The 17,266-nt window shown below is 67.2% G+C and carries 15 protein-coding genes; 3 read left to right on the plus strand and 12 right to left on the minus strand.

Annotated features, from left to right (window positions below):
- Positions 1-6 precede the first annotated feature (6 nt).
- The 6 genes from DB30_RS27900 to DB30_RS27925 form a co-directional block, all read right to left on the minus strand.
- The gene (locus tag DB30_RS27900) at positions 7-1,014 is read right to left on the minus strand and encodes an NmrA family NAD(P)-binding protein (protein WP_477181446.1); all 1,008 of its coding nucleotides are present in this window, start codon (positions 1,012-1,014) and stop codon (positions 7-9) included.
- A complete protein-coding gene (locus tag DB30_RS27905; RefSeq protein WP_052554528.1) occupies positions 956-1,942 on the minus strand; it encodes a sulfotransferase in 987 nt (328 codons plus the stop codon). Before DB30_RS27905 ends, DB30_RS27900 begins: the two co-directional genes overlap by 59 nt.
- Positions 1,939-2,805 carry a cupin-like domain-containing protein gene (locus tag DB30_RS27910; RefSeq protein ID WP_052554531.1) on the minus strand — a complete coding sequence of 289 codons (867 nt, stop codon included), beginning with the start codon at positions 2,803-2,805 and terminating at the stop codon, positions 1,939-1,941. The genes DB30_RS27905 and DB30_RS27910 overlap by 4 nt, the downstream gene beginning before the upstream one ends.
- 2 nt (positions 2,806-2,807) lie before the next feature.
- Positions 2,808-3,503 carry a hypothetical protein gene (locus DB30_RS27915; protein ID WP_052554533.1) on the minus strand — a complete coding sequence of 232 codons (696 nt, stop codon included), beginning with the start codon at positions 3,501-3,503 and terminating at the stop codon, positions 2,808-2,810.
- A gap of 2 nt (positions 3,504-3,505) precedes the next feature.
- On the minus strand, positions 3,506-4,330 hold the full coding sequence (locus tag DB30_RS27920; RefSeq protein WP_052554536.1) for an MbnB/TglH/ChrH family RiPP precursor modification enzyme: 825 nt from the start codon (positions 4,328-4,330) through the stop codon (positions 3,506-3,508).
- 75 nt (positions 4,331-4,405) lie between these two features.
- Positions 4,406-4,726 (minus strand): hypothetical protein, encoded by a 321-nt coding sequence (locus tag DB30_RS27925; protein WP_052554538.1) that lies wholly within the window; start codon positions 4,724-4,726, stop codon positions 4,406-4,408.
- Positions 4,727-5,042: 316 nt separating this feature from the next.
- On the opposite strand from DB30_RS27925, the gene DB30_RS27930 reads away from it, so the two are divergent.
- Together DB30_RS27930 and DB30_RS27935 are read left to right on the plus strand one after the other, a co-directional pair.
- On the plus strand, positions 5,043-6,833 hold the full coding sequence (locus tag DB30_RS27930; protein ID WP_052554540.1) for an ABC transporter ATP-binding protein: 1,791 nt from the start codon (positions 5,043-5,045) through the stop codon (positions 6,831-6,833).
- Positions 6,834-6,855: 22 nt separating this feature from the next.
- The gene (locus DB30_RS27935; protein ID WP_146660932.1) at positions 6,856-7,806 is read left to right on the plus strand and encodes a TauD/TfdA family dioxygenase; all 951 of its coding nucleotides are present in this window, start codon (positions 6,856-6,858) and stop codon (positions 7,804-7,806) included.
- 4 nt (positions 7,807-7,810) lie between these two features.
- On the opposite strand, the gene DB30_RS27940 is transcribed toward DB30_RS27935, so the two are convergent.
- The 3 genes from DB30_RS27940 to DB30_RS27950 form a co-directional block, all read right to left on the minus strand.
- The gene (locus tag DB30_RS27940) at positions 7,811-8,893 is read right to left on the minus strand and encodes a hypothetical protein (protein WP_146660934.1); all 1,083 of its coding nucleotides are present in this window, start codon (positions 8,891-8,893) and stop codon (positions 7,811-7,813) included.
- 39 nt (positions 8,894-8,932) lie between these two features.
- A complete protein-coding gene (locus tag DB30_RS27945; protein ID WP_052554547.1) occupies positions 8,933-9,478 on the minus strand; it encodes an aspartyl/asparaginyl beta-hydroxylase domain-containing protein in 546 nt (181 codons plus the stop codon).
- A 73-nt stretch (positions 9,479-9,551) separates the two neighbouring features.
- Complete coding sequence (locus tag DB30_RS27950) at positions 9,552-10,529, minus strand: AEC family transporter (RefSeq protein ID WP_052554550.1); 978 nt, start codon at positions 10,527-10,529, stop codon at positions 9,552-9,554.
- A gap of 20 nt (positions 10,530-10,549) precedes the next feature.
- Here DB30_RS27950 and DB30_RS27955 point away from each other — a divergent pair, with 20 nt between their 5' ends.
- Positions 10,550-12,091 carry a hypothetical protein gene (locus DB30_RS27955; RefSeq protein WP_052554553.1) on the plus strand — a complete coding sequence of 514 codons (1,542 nt, stop codon included), beginning with the start codon at positions 10,550-10,552 and terminating at the stop codon, positions 12,089-12,091.
- Between the two features lie 79 nt (positions 12,092-12,170).
- Here the strand turns inward: DB30_RS27955 and tssD are convergent, their stop codons facing one another.
- The 3 genes from tssD to tssA form a co-directional block, all read right to left on the minus strand.
- Entirely contained in the window at positions 12,171-12,665 is a 495-nt protein-coding gene (tssD, locus tag DB30_RS27960) for a type VI secretion system tube protein TssD (protein WP_052554556.1), read from the minus strand.
- Between the two features lie 99 nt (positions 12,666-12,764).
- Positions 12,765-14,507 (minus strand): type VI secretion system contractile sheath domain-containing protein, encoded by a 1,743-nt coding sequence (locus tag DB30_RS27965; protein WP_052554559.1) that lies wholly within the window; start codon positions 14,505-14,507, stop codon positions 12,765-12,767.
- 327 nt (positions 14,508-14,834) lie between these two features.
- Positions 14,835-17,266, minus strand: a 2,432-nt coding sequence (gene tssA, locus DB30_RS27970; protein WP_052554561.1) for a type VI secretion system protein TssA, incomplete at its 5' end; no start/stop codon positions are given.

A 17,266-nucleotide genomic window follows, 5' to 3' on the forward strand; every position in this document is an offset into this window, starting at 1 on the left:
GGCGCCTCAGTTGAGCCAGCCCGAGAGCTGACCTGCATCCTCACCCTGGCGAAACGCCCAGGCGTACTCGAACGCGAAGTCGTTGAAGCGCGTGCCCCGGCTGCCCGTGAGTTGTTCGACCATTGGGCTCACCCCAGCGGCGACGCCGGCCCGGAAGGCCTCGAACATGGTCAGGCTGTCGGCGACCAGCCACGACTGCATCCCGTTGGAGAGCAGTCGCCCGTGGGCCTTCTCGGGAGGCAGGTCCTCGAAGGTCACGCTGTAGCCAGCAGCCAAGCCGATCATGTCGGCGATGTCTTGACCGGTGAGGGCCTCGGGTCCGGTCAGCGTGACCCCATCGTTGTTGCCGGGCTTGACGATGAGCGCGGCGATGACCCGCGCGATGTCTCGCGCGTCGATCCAGCTGGTTCGCGCGTGACCGAGGGGCAGACGCAAGACGCGGTCGCGCTGGATCTCGGCGGCGAACGACCGAACGTTCTGCATGAGCAGGAACATGTGAGGCCGGACGTGAGTGAAGGGCATCCCGATGCCGGCGACGCAGTGCTCGGCGCGGCCCATCAGCCGGCCGAGTCGGGTCGGCGCGTCAACGTCGGCGCCGATCGCAGACAAGTGCACGATGTGACGCAACGGCTGATCAGCGCAGGTCGAGGCCACGGCCGCGGCCAGGCCCTCGAGCTGGGAGACCTCGAAGTCCAGGGCTGGATAGATCAGCGCGATGGCGTCGACGCCATCGACGGCCGCCGGCAAGCTCTGGGCCACGCCCAAGTCGCCGATCGCAAACTCGATCAGGCCCCGGTCCATCTGCTTGTGGGCAAAAAAAGTCTCGAGCTCTTCTTGCTTCTCGACTCGGGGAATCAGCACGCGACAACGCTCGCCGCGACGATTGAGTTCGAAGATGGTTTCACGTCCAATGATGCTGAGCGCTGCGGTCACGAGAATCATGTTGGAGCCTCCTCTAGGGCCGGGCGAAGTCTGAGCCCGGGTCTGAGTCCGATGCCTGGGCTGGCGCGGCATCGTGGACAAATGGGTAATCCAGCCGTCGCAGGGGCAGATCCTGAGTCAGGGCTGCCCGGGTGTTGTCTTGACCATAGTATTCGACGAGCTGCCGCCGCTGCTCGGTGCTCGCTTCGGTATCGAGACCGGGGCCGCCAGCGATGAAGCTGCGCACGGTCTCACGAATGAAGGTGATCTCACTCTCGCGGGGATCGGGCAGCCACGGGGCCTGGGCGAGGGCCTGCTGGACCAGCAACCACCGCCGACGCACCGAAGCGTTGCGCCGCTGCGTGACCTCGACCGACTGCAGCGCGCCCGGCTCGACGCCCAGCAGCGGCGCGAGAGACTCGACGAACGCCCGGGGGTTGGCTCGCAGCTGCTCGTGGGTGCGCACATGCACCCGCGCGGCGCCAAAGTGCTCGGACCACAGGCGGACCGCGGCGTGGATCCGAAACAGGTGTAGAAAGCGGTGCGGTCGCGCGAGCTGCTCGTCGAGCCAGGCTCGGTAGTGGCGCCCGTCGACCTGGCCGATCGCGGCGAGCTGGCTGTAGCACGACGGCACCAGGTCGAGCTGGTTGCGAACGATCAGCAGGATCTGGGCGTGGGGGAACAGCTCAGCGAGCCGGCGGGCGACCTCGTAGCGATCGACCCGGCCGTTGAGCGGACCGGTGCACAGCTCCTCGTCGGAGAGCAGCAGCCGCGCGCCCGGCCGTCGCAGCAACGGCTCGAGTAGATCGGCGACGATCTGCGGGCGCTGCTGCTGCCACTCCCAGCGCTCGAGGTTGAGCAAGCAGTAAAACAGGCGGCGCATCGGCAGGCTGAAGCTCGGCAGCGGCTTGCCCAGGTAGACCGTGTCGGGGACGCGCAGCCACAAATTTTGTTGCAGCGCCGTGCTCCCGGCCCGGGGGAAGCCAACGTGGATCAGGCAGGGCCGCTCATCGACGCTCATTCGTGGGCCCCCGGTGCAACGACGCGCCTGAGCTTGCGACGCGCATACTCGGTCGCGACCCCGACGGCCGTGCGCGCGCCTAGCTTGGGCAAGCTCCAGTGCTGCAGCGCGGCCCGCCACCACCAGGTCAGCGACACGCTCCAGTCGGGACCCCACGGGACGTGAAGCCAGTGGAGCGGGATGAACAGCGCGTCGCCGGGTTCGAGCCACACGGCCAACACCCGCGCGCGGCGCAGACCTGGAAACCGTCGCACCAGCGCCTCGTCCAGAGTGGGGTCGGCGTGAAAGTTGATTCGACTGCGCGTGAAGCCCTGCTGGTGAGCGGAGATCAGGCCAAGCTCCGAGCACTGATCCGGGGAGTACAGCAAGACCTGCTTGCGGCCCTGGACCTGGACGAGCACGGCCTGCGTGCGCGCGTGGTAGTGGCCGAGGCAGCGGGTGTTTCGACCCGCAAACAGCGAAGGACCGACGCAGGGGAACCCGGCGAGGACTGACGGACGCTCGAACTCGGCGGCGAATGGCGCGAACCCACTGACCGTCACGCCGGCCATGTAGAGCTCGTCTTCGTCGGGGGTCAAGAGCACCTCGGTCATGAAGCGGGCGAGCTCCATGTGGCCCGCGTGTACGTCTTTGATGTCGAGCTCGAGCCGGTCTCGCGGGGTTCGCCGCACCGGCACGTTGGCGCTGGGACTGCGAAGCGCGAGCCCCAGCAGATGCTCGGGGCTCCAGCGCTGGAGCGCTGGCCAGCCCGCCGCGACCCCAGGGATCCGCACGGGCTGGCTGGCCTCGAGGTAGTGACGCAGCCCCGCCGCGTCCAGGCCCGGCGCGTCGATGACTGATCCTGCTCGCGACGCCTCGAACATGACTAGCTCTCGAACGCGAGACGGATCGCGAGCTCGCGGGTGGTCTGAAACGGAACCACACGTACGGTCTTGTAGAGGTGCGACCAATAGCTCAGCGCGGTGCGGGGCGGTCCCCAACGCACGGCCTCGCTGGGGCCGTGTGCGGGCCCAGACCACAGGTCGATCATGGTCGTGTCGAGGCGGATGAAGCCAAAGCCTTCGCGATCGTCGACGCCCCGGGCATCGAAGCGCGGCGGCGCGGCGGCCCGCAGCGCCGCGACCAGCTCGGGCGGGGTCAGCGATCGCTCCACACGCCACAGATACTCCGCGCGCTCGAGTCGCAGCAAGTCCGCCCAAGCGTCGGGCGCCGCGAAGCTGGCGATGAGCTCGAGCACGCCCGCAAAGAAGCGCTCGAGCGCGTGCTGTGGCGAGCCGCAGGCCACGGCGACGCGGATCTGAGCGTGGAGCTGCTCGACCTGGGCCGCGTCGAGATCAGCGTGGCGGACGAAGCGAGGAAAGTAGGTGCCAAGCCGCTCCATGAACGTGCTCGTCATGGCCGACTGCAGGTACCCGAGCAGCTGCGGAGAGACGGGGTCGATCAGCTGCTCGCGCCACCACGGGTCGTTCGGGCTCGAGCAACGTAGACGCAGCAGCAGCTCACGCTGGAAGCCGGCCAGCGCCTCGCGGTCGGCGCGAAGATGTGGCGGAGGCTCGCGCATGACTACTGGATCAACTCCCGAATGCGACGCAGATCCGCGACCACTCGCTCAGGCGCGTCAAACCGATGCTCACGCTCGAGCACGAGCAGCTTGGGCGCGCTGTGCCGCAAGGCGTACTCGAGCAGCTCGAACACCCGCGGTGGGACCTCGCTGTCGTGGGCGTCGACATAGTCGGCGCCCGGCAAGCGCCGACCGCCAGCGAGGTGGATCTCGGTCACGCAGCCCTCGGGTAGCGCGTCGATGAACGCCTCGCCGCTGGCGCAATCGTCGGCCTGGTTGAGCTCATCACAATAAAGGTTGTGAAGATCGAGCAGCACACCACAGCCGCTTTGCTCCACGACCGCGGCGAAGAACCGCTCCGGTCGCCAGGTCGACGCCTTGAAGCGGAAGTAGCACGGAACATGCTCGATCAGCACCGGGCATTCGCAGGCCAGCGCCTTGCGAAAGTGCGCCAAGTTCTCGACACAGACCGCCATGCTGGCGTCCGTCATCAAGATCGGCAGGTTCATCTCGAGATCGTCACTACCGATCCGCGCGCAGGTCAGGTGATCTGAGACGTGGATCGGCTCGAATTCCTCAAGCAGCGCAGCCATGGCCGCGCACGGGTTGTTGTCGATGAAGTCCGCGCTGGCGAGCGATCCCTCGACGAAGTGAAAGCTGTACGGGAGCCCGATCTCGGCCAGCCGCTCGCGTAGCAGACGGTAGTTGCCCGCGAGCATGTAGCCGCTGGGCACAATCTCGATTGCGTCGACAAGCCCCTCGCGCGCGCCAAGCTCTATCACGCGCTGGAGATGCGTGCGGTAGGTCAAGGCAATGCGGGGACTCATCGGTGCCGAGTCATCTATATGATCAACTACGTTGGGCCGGCCCCCGAAGAAAGTCGGCCCAAAGTTCGCGACGAACTAGGCGGAGGGTGAGGCGGGTGTACAGGTGCCTTCCCAGGTGTGGCCACAGCAGCTCTTGGGTGCCTTCACCTCTTGGGTGGAAGACGCCACACTCAGCGCGTACGCCATGCCACCCTTCTCGACGGCGGCGTTGAATTGTTCGAGGGTCCCCTCGTTGGCGAGCTTCGCATAGACCGCGATGGCCTGTTTGACTTTCGTGACATTGACGCTCTTGTCAGAGACCTGACGCGCGAGGCTATCGGGCACTTCTTCGGCCTCGATCGGACCGAGGGCGCGCAGCGAGTCGTAGAGCGTGGAGGAGTCGATGTTGCTGTTCATTCTGTTGGTTCCTAACTAGCAGTCGGAAACCACCTCCGACGGCCATCCATAGCTATCATCAATGCCGACTTTGGGTCAACGACTGTTTGGTTTCAAGATGTACAAATATTTCCACTCCGCGAGGCGTACCAGACGCAATCCCCACGGTGTGCCTACCTCGTCGCACATGGCCTTTCGCCCACGCTCTTCCAAGCAGAACAGAGAATGAGGCCGTTTATGTATGCAATCCCAACAGTGGGAACATTGGCCATCGGACCACCCGCCGGCCATTGGTCCAGTCGCTGATCGTCGGGCCAGCTGATAGGCTCCCCTGCCCATGGCCAACTCCAGCGAGCGCGGGCAGATCAAGCGCAGGGCTCCCCTGCGTCAGTTCCGACGACTGTTCGGCTATGCGCGGCGCTACCGAGCGCGCCTGCTCGTCGCCGCCATCGCGCTGGTCATCACCGTGCTCGCGGGGCTGGTGGTCCCCTGGTTCTTTGGCGAGCTGCTTGGTGATGCCTTCGCCCAGCAGGACGCGGCCGCGCTCGATCGCAACACAGCGATCCTCGTCGCCGCATTCTTGATCCAAGCGGTGTTCTTGTTCATCCGCCACTACTTGATGAGCTGGGTGGGCGAGCGCGTCGTCACGGACCTCCGCCTGGAGCTCCATCGCCACCTGCTGGCCATGCCCCAGGCCTACTTTCACGAGCGCCGCACGGGCGAGCTGCTCTCGCGCCTGTCCGACGACGCCTCGCGGCTGCAGAGCCTGATCGGTGCGGATCTCAACGTCGCGCTGCGCAACTTGCTGACCTTGGTCGGCGGCGTGATCATGTTGCTGGTGGTCAGCCCGGTGCTGACGGGGACCGTGCTGCTGATCATTCCACCCATGGTCATCGTCGCGCGGCTGTGGAGCCGGGTCATTCGCCGCCTCGCGCAGGCCGCCCAGGACGAGCTAGCGAGCGCCTCGGGGCGTCTGCAAGAGGGCCTGGGCGCGATCGGTACGGTCCAAGCCTTCACCCGCGAGCGCCACGAGGCCAGCCGCTACGCGGAGCAACTCGAGCGGGCGTTCGGCCTCTACGTCAAGAAGACCTGGGTGCGCAGCTGGTTCTTGTCGGTGTCCAGCGTCATGGCCTTCGGCACGGTCGCGGGGATCTTCTGGCTTGGCGGCCATATGGTCATCGAGGCCACGCTCACGCCCCCCCAGCTCGGAAAGTTCTTCATGTTCACGCTCACGGTCGCGGGCGCCGTCGGCAATTTGACCGGCGTCATCGCTAGCTACAATCAAGCGGTTGGCGCGACGTCGCGGCTGTTCGAGATCCTCGACCTTCAGCCCAGCGTCGCGGATCGTCCAGACGCGGTCGAGCTGGCCCAACCCCACGGGGCTCTCCATTTTTCGCAAGTGAGCTTCAGCTATGACGACCGCGACACAGAGGTCATCAGCGACTTCGACCTGAAGATCGCTCCCGGAGAGGTCTGCGCGCTGGTTGGTTCGAGCGGGTCTGGCAAGACCACGATCGGCCGCTTGCTGCTTCGGTTCTGGGATCCGCAGGCGGGCCAGATCTACTTCGACGGTCTCGATCTGCGCGAGCTCAGCTTGGCGTCGCTGCGCGGGGCCATGGCCGAGGTCTCGCAGGACCCGGTGCTGTTCACCGGCTCGATCCGCGAGAACATTCGCTACGGTCGGCTCGACGCCGCCGACGACGAGGTCGAGGCAGCCGCCCACGCGGCCAACGCTCACGACTTCATCTGCGAGTTCCCCGAGGGCTACGCCACGGTCGTGGGCGAGCGCGGGGTCAAGCTCAGCGGCGGTCAGCGTCAGCGCGTGGCGATCGCCCGCGCGATCCTCCGCGATCCAAGGGTCCTGCTGCTCGACGAGGCGACCTCAGCCCTCGACAGCGAGAGTGAGTACGCGGTTCAGGCCGCGCTCGAGCAGCTGCAGCGGGGTCGCACCACCATCGTCATCGCCCATCGGCTCAGCACGATCCGCGAGGCCGATCGCATCGTCGTGCTCGACCACGGTCGGGTCGTGGAGCAGGGCAAGCACGACGCGCTCATGGAGCTCGGGGGCACCTACGCCAAGCTCGTCGCTCGGCAGGCGGCCGCGGAGACCGAGCGCATCGCGTCGTGACCGAGCGCGTGAAGACCCTGGCATGGCAACACTAGAACAACGGCTCGAGGATCGCGTGTTCGAGGTCGCCAGCTTGGCGCTCGACAGCCTCGACTGTGGGCGCCTGCGCGCAGCCATCGAGGCGAAGGGGTGGGTGCTCGTTCGTGCCCCCGCGGCCGACCGCGTGGGGTTTGAGGCCCTGTGTCGCGGCCTGTTCGACGCGCCGATGATCCACGGGGGTCGCCGGCCGCGAACCGGGATCAGCGACGCCGTCCAGACCGTCGACCCAGGCGAGCGAGAGATCGCACCGCACTGCGAGTATGCCTATACCCCCTTCCGCCCCGACCTCGCCGCGTTTCACTGTACCGAGGCTCCGACGCGCGCCGGCGAGACGACGCTCGTTGACGGCGTCGCGCTGCTCGACGCGCTCGCGCCCCAAGCCCGGGCGGACTTCGAAGCTCAGGACCTGACCCACGACAACGAGGTGCCTGCGATCGGCTGGCAACGGATGTTCGGCATCGAGGACCCAAGCCAGCTCGCCGCCAAGCTCGACGCGATGATCGAGCTGTTCGCGGCTCGGGGCGGCCGCGAGCAGCTGCGCTATCGCATCGGCCGCGACGCGACCTTGTGGTTTCGCTACCAAGGCCCGGCGATCGTCCCGCGGGCTCGGGGCCGGGCGTTCGCGACCAGCGTGGGCTTTCCCCCGACCCCCGACCGGACCCGGCCGGGCAAGCACACGTGGCTGCGCTTCGCCGATGGCTCGGTCGTTGACGACAGCCTGCGCCACGCGGTGCTGCGCGATCACGGCGAGCGCCTCGCGGTGGCGCACCGCTGGCGCCCGGGCGACGTCCTGATCGCCGACAATTGGTCTGTCTTGCATGGTCGCCGCGCGTTCGTGGGTGCGCGGGAGATCGACGCGTGCTTCGGCTACGCCGACTGGCTGCGACCGCCAGACCGGGCCCCCGTTCGGTCGCTGTTGTGGGCCTGGTCCTGAGGCCCTACACCAGGAGCTCGAAGTAGAGCTTCACTCGACCGCGGTGACGCCCGGCCACACCAAACTTGAAGTGATTGAGCAGCAAGCGCGCCGGATCACGTGGGGCATCGCCGGCAGTCCGACCCACAGGGATCTCGCGCACGAGCAGCTCGCTGATCACCTCAGCGATATCCGGCGCGAGCACCCCGTCATCACGCAGGCGCGCGCAGAACCGCCGACCAAGCTCGATCCGCCTGGCTGTATCGCGAATATGAAACAGGTAGGGGCCCTCGAGATCGATGGCCCTCAGCCGCCCGTGGACCACGTCGACCGAGCCCGAGAGCTTGCTGCGCTCGTCGCCAGTAAACAGCGCCGCGGTGCGTCGGGGAACTTCGCCGAGGTAGGGGCCTTCGAGGGCGCGGGCAGCTAGCTCGTCGAGGCTCTCCACTCGGAGCCCGCCGATCACCAGCCGCAGCCAACCCGGCGCACGGTTCTCGCTCAGACCGATCCGATAGGTCCGCAACGGGTTGTCGACGGCAAACTCGCGCGCGCCGAGCTGATCGAGGAAGCCCTCGAAGCTGCGGGGGTCGTCGAGCTCGCCGCGGTTGTGCAGTGACGGCACGCGGGCGGCGAGCTCGTCGAGCAGCTCGCGCAGCTGGCCCGAATTGTAGAGCCGGCGCAAGTGGGGCGGCAGCGCGAAGAACAAGCCAGGCCGCTCAGCGATGGTAGCCCCATCGACATCGTACTCGAACCACTCGATCTCGCCATCTTGCGAGCGTCGCGAACGCTGCCCTGTCGGGTCGAAGGGATCCGTGCACAATGTAGCGAGCACGTCTCGACCGAGCTTGCTGGTTGCAAAGCTGGACCCGTCGGCGAGCAGCTGGGCCAGCGCCTGGGGCCGGAAGCCGTGTCCATAACCGGCCAGCTCGAGCGCCCCATCGACCAGCTCGAATTCGAAGAACAGCTTGTGACGGGACGCCGGCGGGAAGCCCTTCGCGTGGGTGACGAGGTTTGCGCGCTGCGCTTCGTCAATTAGCCCCGCCTCGCGCAGGGGCCCGAGCGCGATGGCGAGCAGAGCTCCAAGCCGCGAGTCGTCCACCGTGTCCACCGTCATCTACTATCACGAGCGCTCGTCGAGGGTCCAGAGTCAGCCCGCGCGATGGGGGGCGCGGGTGAGAAAGTCTATCAGCATGATCACGCGCGGCTTTCCGCTGTCGTTGAAGACCTCGTGCGTCATGGCGCTATTCTGGAATATCAACACCTCGCCTGGCACGAACTCCCGGGTTTCCTCGCCCACTCGCATGCGGCTGCCCGGCGCGGCGATGAGGGGCAGATGAACCCGGCGAAGCTCCGTGAGCGAGGCGCCCCAGCGCGCGTCGAGGAGCGCCTCGAAGTGCGGCGGATATTTGTCGATATGGGGCGCATAGTGAGCTCCGTCGTCGAGCACCGCGAAACCAGCCGAGGTCATGAACGGGACCTCCTCGGCGATCTTCGTGGTCAGCGGCGCATGCAGACAATTCTGGAGCTTCTTGCCCCCGAGGAAGTACAGCGCCACCCCCCGCCAGCCTTTGACAGAGGCCAGGTTTTGCTGGCCAAGCAGCTGCTGATCCAAGCCCAGGTACTCGTCCCGAATGTCGGTCCAGCGCTGCGCCAGCATGTCAGTGAAGGCGTACGGATTTGGATCGTAGCTCACGGCGCACCCACCTCATGCCACGTTCTGTTTGGCGTGTACAGCATATTCCGGCCCACGTTTGGATCACGCGTGGTCACAGCCGCGCCAGCAACAGCGGCGCCAGCAACGGAAAGCTCAGCATGAACACGATCGTGCTCCCGACTATCCCCCGCACGATCGTCTCGCGTCCGATCCCATACTCCTCGGCCAGCGCAAAGGTGGTGATCGCCGTGGGCATGCTGGCCTGAATCAGCACGACCTTCCCCGCCTCGAGGCTGATCGCGTCGAGCTCCAGACACGCGAGCACACACGCGAGCGCCAGCGCTGGCAACACGAAGAGCTTCGCGGCGATCATCATCGCGTCGGTCCAGCGCAGGCGCAGCAGCTCGCGGCGCTGCGCGTGCAAGTACAGGCCGATCATGAACAGCGCGACCGGGCTGGCGGCGCCTCCGATCCACTGCATGGGCCCAATGACCGGCACGAGCCATGCCTCGGGCGCAGCGCGAGCGAGCAGCGCGAGGATCGGCGCCCACACCAGCGGCTGTCGAAGCGCCCGCGCCAGCGGCCCGGACAGCGGCCGCGCCCGCGTCTGGGTGCTCGCCCGCGGACCCCAGCGCAGCAGCAGCCAGGTCCCCAGCGGGATCGTCACCACGATGTGCAGCGCAGCCGACAGCGACGCCAGCCCGACCACCTGCGGTCCGAGCACAGCGGCGCACGAGGGGATGCCCAAGTACGCGATGTTGCCCAGGCCCGCGCCCAGCCCCATCGCCCCGCGCGCGTGGGGCTCGAGCCGCCGGGTGCTCGCGCCGAGCAGCAGCAGCAAGACCAGCGTTGGCACGATCGTCGCCGCCGTGAAGCCGGCCAGCTCGCGCATCGCAAACTCGGCGGTGTACACGTTGGCGAAGATCAGGGCCGGGAACGCCAGGTACAGACAGAAGCGATTGAGCGCCGCGATCGCGTGCTCGGGCCGCTCGAACAGCTTTGTCAGCCCGAACACAAACCCCGCCGCGAGCGCGAGGAGCAGAGGCGAGGCGGCCGCGAGCACGATCGCCAAGCTACCAGAGCGCCACACAACCAGCTAAAACCACCGCGGTGCGCGAGCGACCCGAGTTGCCTGCGGGCGGGCAACCCAAGACCAAGCCGCCTACCGGAGGGCTCGGCGCGAGCACGCAGCTCGTAACCAAGCTGCTCGACCGCAAATATCTCGGCCCGCTCGCTGCATTCTTGATCGCGCTGGTGGGCTTGTGCTTCCTGGCCGGGCCCGAGCGCCTCGCCAAGCCCAGCCACGACAACCACTACGTGCACCTGGCCAGCTCGTGGCTAGACGGCCAGCTCAGCCACGAAGGCAAGCCAGCCGGCTACTGCACGCCAGAGCTGCGCCGCGCCAAGAAGTGCAAGCACCACAGCTACGACGACTGGGCGCGGGTGTGGACCCTCGAGCTGCGCGACGGCACCCAGCTGCGCGGGTTCCCCTGCAAGACCCGCGACTGCCAGGCACTCGCGCGCACCGGAACAGAGGCGTGGTTGCTGCTGGGTGTCGACCACGAGCTGCGCGAAGTGAACCGCCGCGACATCGTCTCGCGCGACGAGACCTGGTACGTCAGCTTCCCGCCGGGGCCGGCGCTGGCGATGCTGCCCGTCGTCGCGCTGCGCGGGCTCGCAACCCGCGACGTGCTGTTGACCTGCATCTTCGCGGCGTTGATCCCCGTGGTGTTGTTGCGGTTGTTCGACCGCGAGCGCGGCACCGCGAACGGCTGGGGCCGCGGGCCCGGGCGCGAGCACCTGTGGGCGATCGCGGCGTGGACCTTCGCTAGCCCGGCGGCCTTCGTGGGCGCGCACGGGCGGGTATGGTTCACCGCGCAGATCTGCGGGGCGCTGTGTCTGTGTCTGTACATCTCGATGAGCTGGAATTGTCGGCGGCCCGCGCTGGCTGGGCTGTTCCTGGCGCTGGCGGTGTCGTGCCGTCCACACCTGGCGTTCGCCTTGCCGTTGTTCGTGGGCGAGTGGTGGCGCGAGACCAGCGGTCGCGCGCGCGGTGTGGCGGCCCTGCGCTTCGCCGCGCCGCTCGTGGTGATCGGCGCGGCGCTCATGGCCCACAACTACGCGCGCTTCGAAGATCCAATGGAGTTCGGTCACCGCTTCCTCGACATCCGCTGGCAGCAGCGCATGCAAGAGGTCGGGATGTTCTCGACCGAGTACTTCGGCCGCAACCTCCGCTGCCTGTTCTCGCTGATGCCGGTGTGGCGCGACGGACCGTGGGACGGGCTTGGCCCGCGGGTGTCGATACACGGCTCGAACCTGCTGCTGGGCGCGCCGTGGGTGGTCGCGCTGGGGATGGCGCGCGAGCGCTGCCCACAGCGCTGGGGGCTGCTGCTCAGCGCGCTCGCGGTCGCCCTGCCCTCGCTGCTCTACCAAAATAGCGGGCAGCTGCAGTTCTCGTATCGCTTCGCCGTCGACTGGCTGCCGCTCGTGCTGGTGGCGATCGTGTTTGGCGGCGGGGCCAAGCGACCCTGGTTTCCGCTGCTGGTCGTGCTGGGTGCGGCGTGGGAGCTCTACGGCGCGTGGTGGTTCGGTCGCCGCCCAGGTCAGCTGTTCGTCACGGATCCGATGGGCTGGCCATTCGAGGATGAGTGAGTGGCCCAGCGACGGACAAATTAAATGAAAGAGGCCACCCGAAGGTGACCTCTTTGTGTTCGCAGTTGAGCGGTAGAGCTCAGCCGTCGCCGCCTTGTGACCAGGTATCCCTGTGCTGGATGCCGCCATCCTCGAAGGTCCACGTGATCGTGTGAAACACGAAGGTGACCTCTTCGGTTGGTGGATCTGCACCGGCCGCGGGATCGATGACGTTCGGCGAGACACGCTTGATGCTGCCGAGCCGCCCCTTCTCGAACTCCACGGTGAAGAAGTGCTCGGTCTCGCCGGTGTCTTCGTTGGGCCGGAAGAACTTGAAGATCCCGTCGACCTTCTCATTGTTGCACAACGACTTCGCCAGCAAAGGCGAGCACTTGTCGATCCGCTTGAGGATGCGGATCGGCTCGTAGGTCCGGCGCCCAGTTGCCAGGCCGGAGCCCTTCTCGCGCGCCGTCCGAACGGAGTCCTCGAAATAGAGGCACTCGATCGAGTCCGCACGACCGAGGCTCGTCTGGGTGGACTGTCCTTGGATATCGCTGCCGTTTGACTTCAGGTAGAGGTGTACTGTCTCAGCCATTTTTCGGTTCCTATTCGCTACTTCCCGGTTTCGGTCGTCGTCTCCCGATGCGCGGAGACGTTAGGTCTGCAATGCGTATGATGTCAAGCTCAACGTCGCTCAATCGGCGAGCGCCACCCCAAGAGGGAGGTCGAAGCCAACCTCGAAGGGAATGCCGGCCAGGCGTGGGTGCACGTTCGCCACCAACCTGATGGCTGGTGTCCCACCTGCGTCTCCATCCTGATCGACGACGCCTGCGTGAAGCTGCGCGCCCCCGCCTTCTGCCCCGCTCAGACCTGGAAACAAGAACACTGTCGCAGCGTCTTTGAACAGCTTCACGACCTCTTCGCGGGTTTGGCCCGCAGGGACCTGATCGCACACCCAACGGGCAAAGCGCACCAGCCGCCCGGTCAGGATCTGTGCAGGCAAAGGCACTGCATCTTTCGATCCTCGGACCGTTGGCACGTTCGAGAGCGCGATCATGTCCGTATTCCGTCCACTACCGAGGCCAATCACACCCACATCGGCGAGCTCGCCCTGAGCGCGGATCGAAAAGAACGCGGCGGTCGGAATCGCAGATCCGGCTTCGCGGCCGGATGCGACCTCATGAAGACCCGGCGATTTGAGTGACCCGTCTTTGCCCGTGATGCGAGCGAACCCACCAGTATGACGGTAGCTGGCCGCGATCATCGCCGCGACCGCGAACACGGAGCTGCCGAGCACGGTTCGCCGCGCCGCACCTGCGCCCTCGCTGGCGACCACCACGTCGTTCGTGGTGACGCTCAGCCAGCGTGACACCTCGTCGGCACGTAGCTCGGCCCAGCCCTCGACCATGGCCGCGGCCGCGTCGGGCTTGGCGTCGCGCAGCGCCTGCATGACCTGCTCGGGCTCTTTGACGCCGAACACCGCCGGTCCAACACCGACCACGATCGGCGCGTGCATGTCTTCGGCGGCCGAGGCCAGCTCGGCCAGGCGCGCTGGATCTTCGATGCGGTCGAAGCAGAAGAAGGCGTCGGGCCGGTTCATTGGCTCGTCGTCCAGGCACTCGCGGAGCGCGGCCTCGATCCCGTCGGGGCCAACGTCGACGATCTCCACGAGCATCGCCGCGCGCTTGGGCGCCTGCTTGACCACGAGCTGCAGCCCACGCCACAGGGCCTCGGGCTGGGTCACGGCGTCGTCGGTGAGGATCGCCGAGACCGCGCCGAACACCGCGGTCTCGACCAGCTCGCGCGCGCGACGGTTGGCGGGCTGCGGGGTCCCGCCGGTGCTGGGCTTCTTGCCGCGAACCGCTGCGATGAAGGAATCCACGGCGCGCTTGGTGTCGACCTTCTTGGTCTCGTGCTGCTCGAGCAGCTCGTCGACCAGCGCTTCGTTGGCGCCCTCGCTCTGGTTGCCCTGCTGGTTGCTTGGTGCGGGCGCTGGCGCGGACTCGGTTGCCGCTGAGGCTTCGGACGCCGCGCCAGCGAAGGCCTTGCGCAGCTCGGCGGCGAGCGGGCCGTCACCCACGAGCTCGACGACCTTGGCGATCGCGGCCTCGTTGGATGGACGCCGTGACGACGGGCCACCAAGATCATCGGCGAGCTTGCGCAGCGGCTCGAGCACGGGCACCGAGGCGAGCACGTGCTTCATGCTGTACTGCTTGAGTTGCTCGAAGCGGAGCTCGACCTCGTGGGCGCCCGCGCTACCCAGCGCAGGACCGATGTCGACCTTGGCGCTCAACTGCGCGGCGCGGAACGCCTCGGCGAAGCTGTCCGTGTCGAGCGCGAACCGACGCCCGCTCGGACCGCCACCGCCAGCGGTCGACAACGACCCGAGCAGCAGCCAGTGGACATGGGATGACTCGCGAGCGTCAGAGCTGGTCATGAGAAGATTGGGCGAGGGTTCGAAGCGAAGGGGCAGTCCCAAACCATCTGGGAGTGCAATCGGAAGTTCGATCGATCACAGATCGATCGAAGGTTCAGTCCACCCGCAACGCAGTCGTTGGCACCGCTCGCAGCGTAGCGAAAAAGCGGTCAACACTCCACTTGGAAATGTCCTCGGCTGCGCTGCGCGAAATGAGGAAGCGAGTCCCTGCCCCACACCTCGCCCAAGCTGCCCCCTCCACAAACCCGCTTGTGTGGGGTCACGGCGGCCTGTTGGAGCAGATGGGGCCGATCACCCACCCACCGCAGTCACAGCACCTTCACGGGGTCACTCCTTGAGGCTGGCTGCAGTGGCGGGATCGATCCGACACAAGCGCTCGAACGCGGGGTTGATGCTCACCGGCGGCTTCGCCTTGGCAGCGTCGGCTTGGGCACGACACAGTCCTTGCAGGCAGCGCGCCGCGAGCTCGGGCTCCCACTGGTCGATCCCGAGCGCCTCTGCCTCGCGCGCGAGACCGGAGTACAGCCCCAAGGCCACCCGCCCCGCGCCAGCGGAGGCCATCTCGGCCAGGGCCATCCGCGCCAAGAACCGATTGCGTGCGGTCCCGGCCTCGTCGATCGCCTTTTGCATGTCCGCGGCGGCCTCGGCAAACTTGCCGCCTGCCGCGGTCTTCTTGGCTTCGGCGATCCGTTCTTGGATCGCCTCGGGCAGACCGCCCGGTCCCCCACCGCCACCCCCACCGCTGTCGGCTAGGACCTCATCGTTGATCCACGCCCGCGCCTCCGGGCCGCACAAGGGCGTGCCGTCGCGAAAGCCAAGGCCCAACAGCGTGGGCATTCGGCCGAGCAGCGAGCGCACGCCATCCACGACCGCCTCTTGGGCCTCGGCGTGACCAAGACCGGCGAGCGCCTGCGCCGAGCGTTGATGCAGATCGATGCTGAACCGGAACCGCTTGAGCGAGCCCTCGCACTCTTCGATGATCCCGGCCCACTTGGCGTTGGCGCGCATCAGATCCAGACGCTTGAGCACGTCGGGCGGCGGCGGCGGCAGCTTGAGGTTGCCATCGGGCCCGGACGGCGGCGGGTTGCTGATGTGCAAGAACAACGCGATCCGCATGATCCTGTAGGGCAGCGGATCGGCGAGGTTGGCCTCGCGCAGCTTGGCCGCCGCTGACACGAAATCGTCACCAACCTTGCGCAGATAGTCGACGATCTGCGCGGCGCTGGCCGGCGCGGCCTGGGTCGCGGGTGCACTGATCGCGGCGCCAGAGCTGGGCGCAGCCGCGGGGGCGGGCGCAGCTGCGGGCGGCGGCGCGGCGGCTTGGGTCTGAGCTGGCTCGGGCTTGGGTTCGGGCTTGGGTTCGGGCTTCGGCTCTGGCTTGGGCTCTGGCTTCGGCACCGACATCTTCAGGCGCGAGATCGCATCGCGCAGCCCTCGGGTGCCGGGTGAGTGGGTCTCGAATTTTTGCCCGATGACCCCGAGCAGGTGCTTGTTGGCCAGCTCGAGCAGCTCGATGTCGGCGGCCTCTTTGGCCTCGGGCTTGTAGTCGCCGAGCTCGCGCTCGAGCTGGTCAAACAGCCAGCTGAGCGCGTTCGCCCGGCGCTTCTCCTTTTTCTTGGGCGGCTGCATGCCGTCCCAGTAGCGCTCACAGGTCTCGGACAGCAGCGCCATGCCCTGAACCAACCCCTTGAACCCGCCCTGCACGTGCAGCGCCCGAGCGAGGTACGAGGCGATCAGCAAGTCCTTGTTCTTCTCGACCAGGATCGTCGTCGCCTCGCGCTTGACCATGTCCCAGTCGACCTCGCCGCCGGTCACCGACTCGAGCTTGCCAACTTCGGTGCGGACGCTCTCGTGCGCAGGCTCGTAGCGCGCGTCTTCACCAACGGGGTTGCTGCCGGGGATCGGTGCGGTCCACTTGGCCGCGAGCGCGGCCGCGTCGAAGCTGGGTCGCTCGGGCTCGGCGGGCGCTGAAGCAGCTTGTTGTTGTTGTGGGGCCGGGGCTGGGCTCGCGCTCGCTTGGCTGGTGCTCGTAGCGCCCGCGGCCGGCTGTGGTTGGGGCTCCGCTTTGGGCTCGGGCTTGGGCTCCGGCGGCGGCTCGGGTGCCGACATCTTCGCGCGGGCCAGCGCGTCGCGAATGCCCCGGGTCGCCGGCGCGTGGGTTTGATACTTGTCGCCGATCACCCCAAACAGGTGCTTGGCGACCTTGTCGAGCTCATACAGCGCGCGGGCATCTTTCGCGGTTGGCTGCATGTCTGCGAGCGCGCGCTCGACCGGTTCGAACAGCCAGGTGACCGCGTTGGCCCGGCGTCGCTCCTTTTTCTTGGGCGGATGCATCCCGTCCCAGAAGCTGTTGGACAGCTCGGCGATCAAGGCGAAGCCGGTGACCAGACCGTCGAGGCCGTCGAGCTCGTAGAGCGCCCGCGCGAGGTACGACGCAAGCGTCAAGTCCTTGGTCTTCTCGCGCAGCAGCTGATCACAGCTGCGCTTGACCAGCATCCAATCGGGCGGACCCGAGGTCACCGACTCGAGCTTCTCTACTTCGACGCGGACCGCTGAGTGCTCGAGATCGTAGCGCGTGTCCTCGCCGGCTGGCTTGGGTCCGGGGATCGGCGTGAGCCACTTGGCGGCGCGGGTGGCCCACTCGCTCTTGGGTTGCTCGACGGCTGGTGGCGGCGGGGTGGGCTCGACTGCTGCGGGTGCGGGGGGCTCGACGGCTGCGGGTGCGGGGGGCTCGACGGCTGCCGGCTCGGGTGCGGGGA

Origin of the sequence: Enhygromyxa salina (assembly GCF_000737335.2) — a bacterium.
GTDB lineage: Bacteria > Myxococcota_A > Polyangia > Nannocystales > Nannocystaceae > Plesiocystis > Plesiocystis salina_C.